The following is a 13697-nucleotide window of genomic DNA, read 5'->3' as shown; positions in this document are numbered from 1 at the left end:
AAGGCCTGATTATGCACGGCCTTGAGGGACAATTTCATAACCCGGCTCTTCCGGCTCGTCATCTTCCATCTCCGTCGGGAAACCGGGGGCGGTGATGTCGAGACCGGTTGCCTCTTCCAGGCGCTTGATGATGTTCGGCGACAGCTCACGCGGGCCAAACCGCTCGATCCCGTCAGCAAAGATCCTGTTGATCAGCGGCGAGACCTCGAGCGGCACGCCGTGGGTTTCGGCAATTTCCTGGAACAGCCCGATATCCTTCAGCACCAGATCCATGGTGAAGCTGATATCGCGCGAGCCGTTCAGGATGACCTGGCTTTCCGTCTCGTGCACGAAGGAATTTCCCGACGAGATCTTGATCGCCTCGAAGGTGGTGTTGAGATCCATGCCGGCCGCCTTGGAGGTGACCAAGGCTTCGCAAACGGAGATGAGATTGACGGTCGCAAGGTAGTTGGTCATCACCTTCAGCACCGAGGCGGTGCCGAGGTCGCCCGTGTGCAGGATGCGCCTGCCCATCATGGTGAGGACCGGCAGGATCTTCTCGAAGGTCGGACGGGGGCAGCCGGCAAGAATGGCGATATTGCCCGTCGCCGCCCGGTGACAGCCGCCTGAGACGGGGCAATCGACGGCTTCCCCGCCCTTTGCCGTCACGAGAGCACCGAGCCGCTTCACCTCCTCGGCATGGGTGGTCGACATCTCAGCCCAGATGGTGCCCGGCGTCAGGCCCGCGAGAATGCCGTCCTCGCCTTCCATCACGGCGGCGGAAATCGCCGGGCTGGGCAGGCAGGTGATGATCACGTCGCAGGCCGCGGCCATGGCTTTCGGGCTCTCGCCGAACGCCGCGCCCTTGTCGAGGAAGGGCTGCACATGCGCCGGGTCGAGATCCCGGACGGTCAGATCCGCGCCATTCCGGATCAGGCACCCGGCCAGTTTCGCCCCGACATTGCCGAGCCCGATAAACCCAATTTTCATTGCCATTCCCCGCTGTCTGGCGCTTCGAAACCGGGAGATTGGCGAGATGGGACGCAAAAGGAAATCAATAAATAATTATCGGCAAATCAAGCTGAGCTTATGAAAGCCGCAACGGCGCCAGTAACCGGGCCTCTTCACATCTTCGGTCCGACCGACAGCGCCAGAGTCCGGCTGATCGCGGTCTGTGACTGGCCGCTTTCCTCGCCCCACCGGTTGAAGGCGGCCTGGATCTTGGTCAGCGCGGATCGGGACGTGGCAGGCCCGTCAATCACGCCTGCCGTCTTCAGTGCCGCGGTGACATCCTTCGACAGAACAAACCCGTCACGCCCGACAAAGCGCAGGAAATACTGTCCGGTCAGACCGCCAAGCCTGTTGCCGTGCTTCTTCAGATAATCGAGCAGACCGATCTGGTCGCCGGCATCCCAGTTGGCGATGAAACGGCCGGCGCTGCCGTCGATTGCGGCCATCTGCTCAACCAGCCGGGCATTGTCGCGCACAGCCAGGATCTTGGGCTTGTTGCGGATGATTCCGGTATCGGCGAGGAGCACCGACAATCGCTCCTCGCTCATCTCGCTGTTCACCGCGACATCAAAGCCGTCGAAGGCTTCTTCGAAGCCCGGCCATTTGCTTTCGATGATTTTCCAGACAAACCCGGCCTGGAAGACCCGTTTGGCCATCTCGGCGAGGACCCGGTCGTCAGGCAGAGCAGCCGGGTCCCGTGCTTCGGCAAGATCGGCGAGGCGCGCGTCGACCTCCTGTGCGCCGCCGTGATGCGCCTCGGCGCGGGCGCGGATTTCCCGATAAGACTCACTCATCAGCCTGGTCCGTGCGGTTGTAGAGTTCCGTGCTGAGATATTTGACCCCGCTGTCACACATTATGGTGACGACGCAATGGTTCGGGCCCAGATCCCCAGCAACCCGCAGCGCCACGATCAGGTTTGCGCCAGTTGAGGTGCCGGCGAAGATGCCCTCTTCCCGGGCGAGCCGCCGCGCCATGGCCATGGCATCGCCGGTCGAGACGGTTGCAACTTCGTCAATCGGCGACGGGTCCCAGAGCGGCACGACGAAACCCGCGCCCACACCCTCGATCCGGTGCGCCCCGGTCTCGCCACCGGAATGAACCGCCGACTCGGTCGGCTCGATCGCGACCGTCCGGATGGAGCGGCGCCTCGCTTTCAGGAATTCCGACACACCGCGCGCCGACGCCGCCGTTCCGGTCGCCTGCACGAACGCATCCACCGCGCCGTCCGTCTGCTCCCAGATCTCCGCGCCCATCGCGTGATAGGCGGCAAGCTGGTCCGCATTCTTCAGCTGATCGGTCCAGAAGGCGCCGGTCTCACGCCTGATTCTGTCCGCCTCGGCAATCATGGCCCGGGTCAGGGCCGCATCCATCCGGCCTCTGTCACTTGCCACAACGGTCAGATCCGCGCCCAGCGCCTGCATGTGACGCCGTTTCTCGATGCTGAACGCATCAGACGAAACGATGTGCAGCGAATAGCCCTTCACGGCGCAGACCATGGCCAGGGAAACGCCCGTGCTGCCGCCGGTATATTCCACCACCGGCGCGCCGGGCCGCAGACGACCATCTCTTTCAGCCGCCTCGATCATGGCCAGCGCCATGCGGTCCTTCATGCTGCCGGTCGGGTTCTCGCTTTCGATCTTCAGGAACACCCGTGCGGAGCCTTCGGGCGCCAGCGTCTTCAACGCGATCAGCGGCGTGTTGCCGATCCGGTTCAGTATGGAATTTTCGGCATCAGTCACAACCACCTCCGGGAAACTTGGTGAAGCGGACCGTAGGCGTATATTTTAAAAACGCTAAGACCGAGTTATTCGAACAAACCGGATATTATTTTGAACACAGACTGGGATGATCTCCGCTTCTTCCTCGCCCTCCACAGGCAAGGTTCCCTGCGCAAGGCCGCAGATATGCTCGGGGTCAATCACGGCACCGTCCTGCAACGGCTTAAGCGGCTGGAGGCGACGCTGGGCGCCCGTCTGTTCGACCGCTCCCGCAATGGTCTGGTGGTGACGGAGGCTGGACTTGAGCTGACACTCCATGCGGAACAGATGGAGGAGTCCTTCCGCAATGTCCGGGCCGCAGTTGGCGGCAGGGACGAGGCACTGGCCGGGACGATCCGGATCAGCCTGCCCTTTGCCCTGTTCGAGGCCGGTCTTTCAGGAATGCTTCCGGATTTCGCGGATCGCTATCCGGGGATCGATCTTGATCTCGATGTCGGGGACCGTTTTTCCCGCCTTGCCGATCTTGAAGCGGAAATCTCTGTGCGCATGGCCTTCGCCGTCGAGGATGAGGCCGTCGGCCAGCGTATCCTGCAATACAACAAGACCGCCTTCGCCACCCCGGCGACCTGCGCCCGGCTTGCGGCAGGCGATCCGTCCGTCGCCTGGTTGGGCTGGAAAGAGCCCCACGACGAACGGCCATGGACCGATAATACCGGCTATCCGGATCTGCCGCTCCGGCACAATGCGCAGGAGCACCGCACGCAGATCGGCGTCGCCCGGAGCGGCCCCTATCTGACCCTGCTGCCCTGTTTTCTCGGTGACAGCGTCGAGGATCTGCAGAGAGTCCCCGGCGCCGTTTTGCTGCCCGACCGCAGCATCTGGTTGCTGTACCGGTCAGACCTGCGCCGGACCGCCCGGGTCCGGCTGTTCCGGGATGCGCTGGTGGCGCATTTCGAGGAGTGGAAGGCGTTCTATGTCGGGGCGGGCTAGTAAGCTTTGCCGCGTGCCGTCACCGGCCAGAGACATTCGACCGCACCGCCGCGCACGCCGACATACCAGTCATGGATATTGCAGGTCGGATCGCAATGGCCCGGCACCAGCTTCAGCTTTTCGTTGATCCGCAGCACGTCGCCCGGATCGCGGATGGTGCCGTGCTCGTCGGAGCAGGCGACATATTCGACATCGTCCCGCCCGAAGATCACCGGCAGGCCGGAATCGACGCTCTGCACCTTGAGACCCGCATCGCAGACCGCCTGCCCCGGCTTGGCAGTGCTCATCACGCTCGTGAGCAGGAAAAACGCGTTCCTGAATTCGGAGATCGGCGCGCCCCCCTCGTCCCGGACCTGCTGGTAATCGGCGTCCATGAAGGCGTAGGAACCGCACTGTATTTCCGTGTAAACGCCGGAATTGCCCTCGAACGGATAGGAGCCGGTGCCCGCCCCGGTCACGCTCGGGCAGCCGATGCCCGCGTCCACCAGCCGGTCACGCGTATCGCGTGCGTGACCGATCGCCGCCTCGATCTGGGCCCTGCGCTCGGCAAAGTCCCGCACATGCTGCGCGCCGCCGTGATAGGCCTGAATACCGCGAAAGGACAGTCCCGGCGCGGCAATGATGGCTTTCGCCAGATCCACGGCAGCAGCGCCCGGTGCGACACCGCAGCGCCCGGCGCCGCAATCGATCTCCACCAGAACCTCGATCTCGCTGCCCGCGCGGACCGCGGCCTCGGACAGTTCGGCCACATTATCGATATCGTCGATACAGACGCCGACACGGATCTTCTTCGCCAGTTGCGCCAGCCGCTCGACCATCAGCGGGCTGCGCACCTGGTTGGTGATCAGGATGTCGGCAATGCCACCGCGCGCGAAGGCCTCGGCCTCCGACACCTTCTGGCAGCAAACCCCGACGGCGCCGCCCTTTTCGATCTGGTAGCGGGCAATGTCGGCCGATTTGTGCATCTTGCCGTGCACGCGCAGATCGACCCCCATATCCGCCGCAAAACCGCGCATGGCGGCGACATTGTGCTCAAAGGCGTCAAGGTCGATGACAAGGCACGGCGTCTGAATATCCGCTTCCTTCATGCCCTCCACCGCGGGCGCATCAAACCCGACTTCCGGCATTCCCGTTCCGTCCATGATCTTTATCCTCCCTCGCGAGGCCACGCGGCCAGAACGACCACGATCAGCATCGACAACGCCATGCCCTTGTTGATCAGAGATTGTGTGCGGTCGGAGAGGTCCAGCCTTTTCAGCGAAACCCCTGCCCACAGCCAGGTCAGATGCACCGGTATCCAGATCGCGTTGATGATCAGGAATTTCAGTGCAATCTCCATGCTCAGGTTCTCTGGCATGAAATGGAACCCGGAAAACAGGGTCGTATTCACCGCATAGGCCTTCGGGTTGATCAGCTGCAGCCCGAACCCGCCGAGCGCCCCTGGCGCGCTCTGCCTTTCGACGAAAGCGATCTTCGAGCCAGCCCAGCCGATCCGGAAGGCCAGATAGAGCAGATAGGCCGCCGAGCCGTAGAGCAGGATCGGGCCCAGCACCGGATTTGCCAGGACCACTGCGGCGATGCCGCTGATCACAAAGATTGCGACCGCGTTGGTCCCGATAAACAGACCGACCAAGAAACGCGCCCCGGCGGCAGCGCCGAACCCGGCACCGATACCCGCGGTTGTCAGCACGCCAATTCCCGGCGTGATGATCAAAAAGAAAATGGCCGTGGCGAATGTCAGCATGAGGTCTCTGAAGACTGGAGAAAAATCCAACGTGACGGGGAGACTATCCGCATCACTCCCGCTGTCAAATGCTTCGGATTCCTGTTGCTGAACAGACGCTATTCTCGACCGAACGAGTCGGGGAAAATCCAAACTTATGCGGTTAACGGCTTATTTAACTTCCGATGATAAAAATGACTGATCATTCCAGACTGAAAGATGCTGAGAGATATCATGACCCGGTTGCACATTTTCATCTTCAGCCTTGTCGCGCTGGCAACGGTCCTTGCGTCCCCCCTGCCGGCCTCGGCCCTTAGCCTGGCTGAAAAGGCATCGATTCAGGCATCCATGCAGCGGCATGTGGACGGAACTCTCGTCAATGGCATGATGCTTTATCTCGATCCGAAAGACGGAGACGTGCATCGTCTGCACCCGGTGACGGCACACCCCATGATCCTGACCATGGGCACGCATTATGTGCTCTGCTTCGACTTCCGCGATGACGACGGGAAGAACGTGCCTGTCGACTACTACATGGCGGACGGAGAATCCGGCTATGTGGTGTTCCACACGGCCGTAGCCGACCGGAAACTGCTGAAACAGCTGATGTCCGATGGAAAGGTCGCAAGGTTGCGCTGAAACGCACGACCGCGCACATCCGAGCAATGAACATGAACAGCACGCCGGCTTTTACAAAACGCCTCAAGGTGAAGCTTCTGGCAATTGTCGGCATGGCTTTCCTTGCCCTTACTGCACCCGGCGTCTGGCTGCTTCTGCAAACAACCTCACTCGCCGACGAAGAACTGCTGGCGACACGCATCGGCAACCTGGCGGCCCGTACCGCCCTCGCACTTGATCGCCACCATGCGAATGAAGATCCTTCCCTGGCCCGCGACCTGCTCTCACCACTGGCAGCGGATCGGGCATTCCTGTGCGCGGAACTGACCAAGATTGGCGACCGGTCCGTTGCCGCGCTGCCCTCCGCACAGGGCTGTCCGCCAGGGATGGAGGGCCTCGAGATCAGGGTCCCGGTATCCGTCAACCGGAAATGGGAGCTGCGTGTCCTGTTCACGGATGCCGAACTGCAAGCAACCCGGAAATTCGAATACGCGCTGGGCCTTTCCGTCATCGCCGTCGCCTTCATGGCAACCTTGATTGCCGTTGCCATGGGGTTTGCGTTCCTGGTGGAGCGACCTCTGTCACGGCTGCTCGACGCCATCCGGAACTCGTCCGAAAGCGGCGAACTGCAGACTGCGGACTGGAAGGGCCGGGACGAGATTGGAATGGTGGTCAGATCCTACAATGCCATGGTCGAGCGCGAACGACAGCGCGAGCAGGCCCTGGTCAGCGCGAATGAGGAATTGCGCCGCTCCGAAGCCGATCTGAGCGACCTGAACCGCCAGTTGGAAGACCGCGTCTCAGACCGCACGCGTGCTCTGGAACTCGCAAAGAAATCAGCTGAATTCGCCAATTTCTCCAAAACCCGATTCCTGCGCGCCATGAGCCACGAGTTGCGGACGCCCCTCAACGCGATCATCGGTTTCTCCGACATCATGGTACAGGGCACGCTTGGCAAACTGGAGAATGACCGGTACCGGGAGTTCTCCGAGGATATCCGGGATAGTGGCCGCCACCTGCTGAAGATCATCAACGAATTGCTCGATATCGCCCGGATCGAGGCCGGTCAGGACACTCTTGAAGAGGGAATCGTCAGCGTCGAGGTTCTGCTGGCGGAATGCACGCGCCTGGTCATGCCGCTGGCTCAGGAACGCAGCATCAGCCTGCACCGCTCCGCGATCGATCCAGAGCTGGTGCTTGATGTGGATGCAACGAAGATCAAGCAGGTCTTCCTCAACCTGCTCGGCAATGCCGTGAAATACACGCCAAACGGCGGCAGTGTTCATATCACCGCGACGCTGCACCCGCGCCACGGGGATCCCCGCAAAGGCGGAATCGAGTTCTATATCCGGGATACCGGGAAAGGCATGTCCGCGGACCAGATCCCCCGGGCGCTCGCAACGTTCGAGCGTCTGGACAACGAGATTACCGCATCGCAGAGCGGTACCGGCCTCGGCCTGCCACTCGCCCAGATGATGGTCGAACTCCATGGCGGCTCGCTCACCCTGGAGAGCGAGGTCGGCGTCGGCACGACGGTCTCCGTCTGGCTACCGGGCGCGCGGGTAGGGTATATGCGCTCCGCAATCAACGATCTTCCGCCGGTCCAGAAGGCCGGCTGACCTTCCAAGCCCTCAACCCCGCGCATCCAGCATCTCGTACATCGCCCCCATCGCGGTCAGATAACCGCGCGGGCCAAGGCCGCAGATCACCGCGGTCACTGCCGCCGACAGCAGGGAATGCTGGTGCAGCGCGTCGCGGGCATGAATGTTCGAGATGTGCAGCTCGATCACCGGCCCCTCGACAATCTTCAGGGCATCGAACACTCCGACCGAGGTGAAGCTGTAGCCAGCCGGATTGATGATCAGCCCGTCGGCCTCGTCCTCCGCCTGGTGGATCATCTCGATCAGCGCGCCTTCATGGTTGGTCTGCTTGAATTCAAGCGGGCCCCGCGCCGCCTTGCTGCACCACTGCTCGATTTCGCCAAGAGTCGTGTAGCCATAGATCTCAGGTTCGCGCTTGCCGAGCTTGTTCAGATTCGGCCCGTTCAGGATATGGATCTTGTGCGTCACGGCATTTCGCCTCCCTCTTGATTTAGTGCCTCAAGTAACGCGCCTTTGATCTTGTTCAGCAAGGGGAGCTGCCTCACGGTCTCTCGGTTTACCGCATTTTGGATTAATCTCATCTAACGAAATGATGAGAAAACGCTCATGGAGGGGTGAGATGGACACGCCGAAAATCGATCCGAAGATCTACGCGCTCTACGATGAATATTGCCACAGCAGCATGAAGCGCCGCGAGTTCCTGAAGCGGGCCTCGACCATCGCTGTGATCGGCGGCTCCGGCCTCGCCATGGCCGAAGCCCTGCTGCCGAATTACGCGGCCGCACAGACCGTTTCCTTCACCGATCCCCGGATCAAGGCGACCTACGAGACCTATGATTCACCGGGCGGCAACAGCGGCGAGATGCGGGGCTATCTGGTGCAGCCGACAGGCGACGGGCCGTTTCCCGCCGTCCTGGTGATCCACGAAAACCGCGGTCTCAACCCCTATATCGAGGATGTCGCCCGGCGGGCCGCAATTGCCGGGTTTCTAGCCTTTGCGCCCGACGGGCTCTGGCCGGCCGGCGGGTATCCCGGCAATGACGATGACGGCAAGGTCCTGCAGGCCGGTCTCGACCGGAGCAAGATCCATGTCGACATGCTGAACGGCGCGAAATTCCTGAAATCCCATCCGCTGTCGAACGGCAAGCTCGGCGCCACGGGCTTCTGCTTCGGCGGCGGTGTTGTGGGCTATCTCGCCGTGGAAATGGGGGCCGAACTCGATGCCGGTGTTCCGTTCTACGGGCGCCAGCCGGCGGACGCGGATGTGGCCCGGATCAAGGCACCGCTCTTGGCCCATTACGCGGAACAGGATCCCCGGGTAAATGCCGGGATCGAGAATTTCAAGGCCGCGCTCACGGCGAACGGTGTCGATCATGAGATCCACATCTATCCCGGCACCAATCACGGCTTCCACAACAACTCGACCCCCCGCTATGACGAGGCCGCTGCAAAACTCGCCTGGGACCGGACCACGGCCTTCTTTGCCTCCACGCTGAAGGGGTAGGCGGCGGCGCGGGGCCTGCGGGATTACCGGTCCGGCCGCTCGCCCAGTCCCGGAACAGGGCGGTAATCCCGAGGCGCGCCCACAAAGATCGCCGCCGGGGCCGGATAGGAGACCGGCCCCTCGGGTGTCGCGACGGTGATCCGCCGCAGATGCGGATGCGACGACAGGGCCGCCGTATCATTCACCCTGGCAAAGGCAATGGCCGCACCGTCCAGCACCGCCTCAAGCGCCGCAGCCTCCCTTGCCAGGAAGGCCCGCCCGACCAGGGCATCGGTCTCCGCCCGGTGGCGCACCCGGACGACATTGGTGGCGAACCGCTCATCCGTGATAACGCTCTCATCGTCAAGGACATGGCGGCACAGGCTGGCCCATTCCCGGTCGCTCTGGATCGAGATCAACAGGGGTACGCCATCCATGGTCTCGAACACGCCATAGGGCGCGATGGAGGGATGCCGGAGTCCCATCCGCGCAGGCGTCTTGCCGCCCTCGTGGTTGAGCAGCGGCACGGTCATCCAGTCGGCCATGACATCGAACATCGAGATCCGGATATCCACGCCCTCGCCGCTGATCGAGCGGGCGATCAGTGCTTCCAGCACGGCCGCATGGGCCGTCTGGCCCGTGGCGATATCGACGATGGAGACACCGACACGCGCCGGCTCTTCCGGCCCGCCGGTGATGGAGCACAATCCGGATTCAGCCTGGATCAGCAGATCATAGGCCTTGCGGGCGGCAAGCGGTCCTTCGTCGCCATAGCCGCTGATGGACAACGTAATCAGACGCGGATAACTCTGGCGCAGTTCCTCGATCGGGAAGCCGAGACGCTCCACGGCACCGGGCTTCAGGTTCTGGACCAGAATGTCCGCGCTCTCGATAAGTTCCCTCAACTCCGCCTTGCCCTCGGAAGACGCGAGATCGAGAATTACGGATTCCTTGCCGCGGTTGAGCCAGACGAAATAGCTGCTCTGGCCTTTGGCAACGTCGTCATAGCCCCGGGCGAAATCGCCCTCGGGCCGCTCGATCTTGATCACCCGGGCACCGGCATCGGCGAGACGCGCGGTACAGAAAGGCGCCGCCACGGCCTGCTCCAGGGCGAGGACCGTCAGGCCTTCGAGGGGAAGTCGCATGTGATGAACCTCAGAAAGAACGGGGCATGCCGAGCACATGCTCGGCGACATAGCTCAGGATCAGGTTGGTCGAGATCGGCGCCACCTGGTACAGCCGGGTCTCGCGGAACTTGCGCTCGACGTCATATTCGCAGGCGAAGCCGAAGCCGCCATGGAACTGGATGCAGGCATTGGCCGCTTCCCAGGAGGCTTTCGCCGCGAGGTATTTCGCCATGTTGGCCTGCGCACCGCAGGGTTCATGCGCGTCGAACAGGCGGCAGGCCTCGTAGCGCATCAGGTTGGCGGCCTCGATCTCGATATGGGCCTCGGCAATCGGGAACTGCACACCCTGGTTCTGGCCGATGGGGCGGCCGAAGACGATCCGCTCCTTCACGTACTCGGTTACCTTGTCGATGAACCAGTAGCCGTCGCCGATACATTCCGCCGCGATCAGCGTGCGCTCGGCATTGAGGCCGTCAAGAATGTATTTGAACCCCTTTCCCTCTTCGCCGATCAGGTTCTCGACCGGGATTTCCAGATTGTCGAAGAACAGCTCGTTGGTCTCGTGGTTCACCATGTTCAGGATCGGCTGCACCGTCATGCCGTTGCCGATGGCATCGCGCAGATCGACGATGAAGATCGACATGCCTTCGGACTTCTTCTTCACATCCTCCAGCGGCGTGGTCCGGGCCAAGAGGATCATCAGGTCCGAATGCTGGATGCGGGAGATCCAGACTTTCTGGCCGTTGATGACATAGCGGTCGCCCTTGCGCTCCGCCTTGGTCTTGATCTTGGTTGTGTCGGTGCCGGTCGTCGGCTCGGTCACGCCCATGGACTGCAGACGCAGCTCGCCGCTGGCGATCTTCGGCAGATAGAGCTGCTTCTGGGCGTCGGAGCCGTGCCGCAGCAGGGTGCCCATATTATACATCTGGCCGTGGCAGGCGCCGGAATTGCCGCCGGACCGGTTGATCTCCTCCATGATGACGGAGGCTTCGGTCAGGCCAAGGCCGGAGCCGCCGAATTCTTCGGGGATCAGCGCGGCCATCCAGCCGGCCTTGGTCAGGGCATCGACAAACTCTTCGGGATAGCCGCGCTTCTCATCGATCCCGCGATGATATTCCGGCGGGAAGTCGGCACAGAGCGCCTGCACTGCTTCACGGATATCGTTGTAGTCGTTGGCAGACATAATTCTCTCCAGTGGGGCGTTCTGTTGCCCGGCAGATCAGATGGTCGAGAGGCCGAGGGCAGCCCGGAAGCGGTTCTTCACATGCACGCCATCGCGCGGCGGCAGGGCGCGCGGAAGGTTCTCGGCGGCGATCTTGATCGCGGCGAAGGACGTGCCGCTCTGCGACTGCATGCGGGCACGCAAATCGGCCACGCCGTCCATGTCCGTCACCACCCGGGTCCAGGGGAAGTTGGCCGCCTCGGCGAAGCGGGCAAGTTCGATATCCCGTCCGGTGTGGCTGGTCTGCATGCCGGTCTCGCCGTAATGCCCGTTATCGAGCACGGCGATGGTCAGGTTCGGCGGCAGCTTCTGGCCGATGGAGGCAAGCGCCCCAAGTCCCATCAGCATCTCGCCATCACCGGTCAGCACCAGAACCGGCTTCTCACGCTGGGTCATGGCCAGGCCAAAACCGACCGTCGCGGCACTGCCCATGGCGGCCCAGAGGTAATAGTTAAGATCGTGGTCGCCAGCGGCCATGACATCGTAGCTGGGTGAGCCGAGCCCGGTGACAACCAGAAGATCGCCACGGTCTTCGAGAAGTTTCGCCGTGACGGCGCGGCGGTCGAGAGATCCGGTCATGGTCATTTCACCCACTTCTTTTCACCGATCAGGCTTTGTCCAAGCAGCACCGCGCAGGCTTCGTCACCGTTGAACGCCATTGTGGCCGCGCCATGCACCAGATGCGCGACCTCTTCCGGCTGGTCGGCCCGCCAGGTCCGGACCCCCATCAGCTTCAGGGCAGCCTCGGTCGCCTGCCCCATCGGGTTCTGCCACGGATTGAACTCTGCCCAGTCGCCGCGCATGGTCACCAGCATCAGCAAGGGAAAGCGGCTCATGGTCTGCAACGCCAGGGTATTGAGGCAATTGCCGACGCCGCTGGACTGCATCAGCAAAGCCCCGCGCTCACCGCCGAGCCAGGCACCGGAGAGATAGCCGATGCCCTCTTCCTCCGTGGTCAGCGCGAGGGACGTGATGCCGTTATCCTTCTCCGCCTCCCGAATCGCCGAGGCGTGTCCCGCATCGGGCACATAGACCAGATGACGGACATCGAAACTTTTCAGGATCGGCAGAATCTCATCCTGCCAGGATGGGGCCTCTTCGGCGGGCACTGCGGTCATTGCGACTCCAGACCTTGATGAACGGCGGAAAATACTGGCGTAGCGTTCACGGAAGCAAAATACGAGAAGCATATTTCTCATTCAGCTATGCCGTGATTTAATAGCTTATGGATCTGAGACAGCTACGAACCTTCCTGCATGTCGCCGAGCTTGGCAGCCTGAGCCACGCGGCGGAGCGGCTGCATATCGCCCAGCCCGCGCTCGGCCGGCAGATCAGGCTGCTGGAAGAAGACCTCGGCGTCGCCCTGTTCACCCGGCACGGGCGCGGCATGGCCCTGACCTCCGCCGGCCGGATCCTGACGGACCGCGCCACCGCCATCCTGCGGCTGGTCGAGGACACACGGGCGCAGGTCTCGGCCGAGTTGGACACGGTCAGGGGAACGGTCTGCCTCGGGGTGCCGCCGACCGTCGGCGAAGTGATCGCCGGTCGGCTGGCCGAACGTTTCCTGCGGGATTATCCGGAAGTGGCCCTGCGCATCGTTCCGTCCTTCAGCGGCTACCTTCTGGACATGATCCAGAGCGGCGAGGCCGACCTTGCCGTGATGTACGAAACCGGCGCGACCGTGCATGTCCGGACGGAGCCGCTGATCGAAGAGACACTGTATCTGGTCGGGCCGCCGGCCGCGGCGCTGAATATCGGCGCGCCACTGGCGTTTCGCTCCCTGGCCGACCTGCCGATGATCTTGCCGGGGCCGCGGCACGGTCTGCGCAAGCTGCTTGAGGCCGAGGCCCGGAGCCGGGATATCGCGCTCCGGGTCCTGGTCGAGGCGGATGCCCTGCAGACCCTGAAGGAGCTGGTTGCGCGCGGGCTGGGATACACCGTGCTGCCGCTCGCGGTCGTGCATGCGGACGTGCAGGCGGGCACGCTGTGCGCCGGTCCGATCATGGGGCCGGCCCTGACCCGGAAAATGGTCCTGACCAGATCGCTTGCCCGGCCCGAGACCAATGCCGCCCGGATCTTTGCCAGCACGCTTAAGGCCGAGACAGCGGACATGGTCCGCGAAGGCATCTGGCAGGGCCAACTGCTGTTTTGATCCGGCCAGGCCTGGCACCGCCGCTCTGTGAGCTCTGGCCGGCCCGGTTTACCCGGCGGTCCAGGCCCACGA

15 protein-coding genes are annotated in these 13697 nt (G+C 62.7%); 5 read left to right on the top strand and 10 right to left on the bottom strand.

Annotated features, from left to right (window positions below):
• Window positions 1-9 precede the first annotated feature (9 nt).
• The 3 genes from RH950_RS09400 to RH950_RS09390 form a co-directional block, all read right to left on the bottom strand.
• Window positions 10-969 carry an NAD(P)-dependent oxidoreductase gene (locus tag RH950_RS09400; RefSeq protein WP_350056026.1) on the bottom strand — a complete coding sequence of 320 codons (960 nt, stop codon included), beginning with the start codon at window positions 967-969 and terminating at the stop codon, window positions 10-12.
• A 134-nt stretch (window positions 970-1103) separates the two neighbouring features.
• A complete protein-coding gene (locus RH950_RS09395) occupies window positions 1104-1784 on the bottom strand; it encodes a DNA-3-methyladenine glycosylase I (RefSeq protein ID WP_350056024.1) in 681 nt (226 codons plus the stop codon).
• On the bottom strand, window positions 1777-2730 hold the full coding sequence (locus RH950_RS09390; protein WP_350056022.1) for a PLP-dependent cysteine synthase family protein: 954 nt from the start codon (window positions 2728-2730) through the stop codon (window positions 1777-1779). Before RH950_RS09390 ends, RH950_RS09395 begins: the two co-directional genes overlap by 8 nt.
• Window positions 2731-2820: 90 nt before the next feature.
• Between RH950_RS09390 and RH950_RS09385 the strand changes: the two genes are divergently transcribed.
• A complete protein-coding gene (locus tag RH950_RS09385; protein WP_350056020.1) occupies window positions 2821-3699 on the top strand; it encodes a LysR family transcriptional regulator in 879 nt (292 codons plus the stop codon).
• On the opposite strand, the gene RH950_RS09380 is transcribed toward RH950_RS09385, so the two are convergent.
• Both RH950_RS09380 and RH950_RS09375 read right to left on the bottom strand, forming a co-directional pair.
• A complete protein-coding gene (locus tag RH950_RS09380) occupies window positions 3696-4841 on the bottom strand; it encodes a DSD1 family PLP-dependent enzyme (RefSeq protein WP_350056018.1) in 1146 nt (381 codons plus the stop codon). The genes RH950_RS09385 and RH950_RS09380 overlap by 4 nt on opposite strands.
• Before the next feature lie 5 nt (window positions 4842-4846).
• Window positions 4847-5443 (bottom strand): LysE family translocator, encoded by a 597-nt coding sequence (locus tag RH950_RS09375; RefSeq protein ID WP_350056016.1) that lies wholly within the window; start codon window positions 5441-5443, stop codon window positions 4847-4849.
• 213 nt (window positions 5444-5656) lie between these two features.
• Here RH950_RS09375 and RH950_RS09370 point away from each other — a divergent pair, with 213 nt between their 5' ends.
• Both RH950_RS09370 and RH950_RS09365 read left to right on the top strand, forming a co-directional pair.
• A complete protein-coding gene (locus RH950_RS09370; protein WP_350056014.1) occupies window positions 5657-6061 on the top strand; it encodes a hypothetical protein in 405 nt (134 codons plus the stop codon).
• 32 nt (window positions 6062-6093) lie between these two features.
• Window positions 6094-7659 carry a sensor histidine kinase gene (locus tag RH950_RS09365; RefSeq protein ID WP_350056012.1) on the top strand — a complete coding sequence of 522 codons (1566 nt, stop codon included), beginning with the start codon at window positions 6094-6096 and terminating at the stop codon, window positions 7657-7659.
• A 12-nt stretch (window positions 7660-7671) separates the two neighbouring features.
• Here RH950_RS09365 and RH950_RS09360 read toward each other — a convergent pair whose 3' ends face one another.
• Window positions 7672-8109: a type II 3-dehydroquinate dehydratase gene (locus tag RH950_RS09360; protein WP_350056010.1), complete on the bottom strand. Its 438-nt coding sequence runs from the start codon at window positions 8107-8109 to the stop codon at window positions 7672-7674.
• A gap of 151 nt (window positions 8110-8260) precedes the next feature.
• Here RH950_RS09360 and RH950_RS09355 point away from each other — a divergent pair, with 151 nt between their 5' ends.
• Window positions 8261-9145: a dienelactone hydrolase family protein gene (locus RH950_RS09355; RefSeq protein ID WP_350056008.1), complete on the top strand. Its 885-nt coding sequence runs from the start codon at window positions 8261-8263 to the stop codon at window positions 9143-9145.
• Between the two features lie 23 nt (window positions 9146-9168).
• On the opposite strand, the gene RH950_RS09350 is transcribed toward RH950_RS09355, so the two are convergent.
• Genes RH950_RS09350 through RH950_RS09335 form a run of 4 tightly spaced genes read right to left on the bottom strand, consistent with a single transcriptional unit; the run spans window position 9169 to window position 12591 of the window.
• Window positions 9169-10269: a CaiB/BaiF CoA transferase family protein gene (locus RH950_RS09350; protein ID WP_350056006.1), complete on the bottom strand. Its 1101-nt coding sequence runs from the start codon at window positions 10267-10269 to the stop codon at window positions 9169-9171.
• A 10-nt stretch (window positions 10270-10279) separates the two neighbouring features.
• The gene (locus RH950_RS09345; protein ID WP_350056004.1) at window positions 10280-11434 is read right to left on the bottom strand and encodes an acyl-CoA dehydrogenase family protein; all 1155 of its coding nucleotides are present in this window, start codon (window positions 11432-11434) and stop codon (window positions 10280-10282) included.
• A gap of 36 nt (window positions 11435-11470) precedes the next feature.
• The gene (locus RH950_RS09340; RefSeq protein ID WP_350056002.1) at window positions 11471-12052 is read right to left on the bottom strand and encodes a thiamine pyrophosphate-dependent enzyme; all 582 of its coding nucleotides are present in this window, start codon (window positions 12050-12052) and stop codon (window positions 11471-11473) included.
• 2 nt (window positions 12053-12054) lie between these two features.
• A complete protein-coding gene (locus RH950_RS09335) occupies window positions 12055-12591 on the bottom strand; it encodes a phosphonopyruvate decarboxylase (protein ID WP_350056000.1) in 537 nt (178 codons plus the stop codon).
• 107 nt (window positions 12592-12698) lie between these two features.
• Here RH950_RS09335 and RH950_RS09330 point away from each other — a divergent pair, with 107 nt between their 5' ends.
• The gene (locus RH950_RS09330) at window positions 12699-13625 is read left to right on the top strand and encodes a LysR family transcriptional regulator (RefSeq protein ID WP_350055998.1); all 927 of its coding nucleotides are present in this window, start codon (window positions 12699-12701) and stop codon (window positions 13623-13625) included.
• Window positions 13626-13697 lie beyond the last annotated feature (72 nt).

It is taken from the genome of Nisaea sp. (assembly GCF_040217065.1).
Lineage (GTDB): Bacteria > Pseudomonadota > Alphaproteobacteria > Thalassobaculales > Thalassobaculaceae > Nisaea.
The sequence above is the reverse complement of the archived record's forward strand: the minus strand, read 5'-3'. Positions and strand labels throughout refer to the sequence as shown.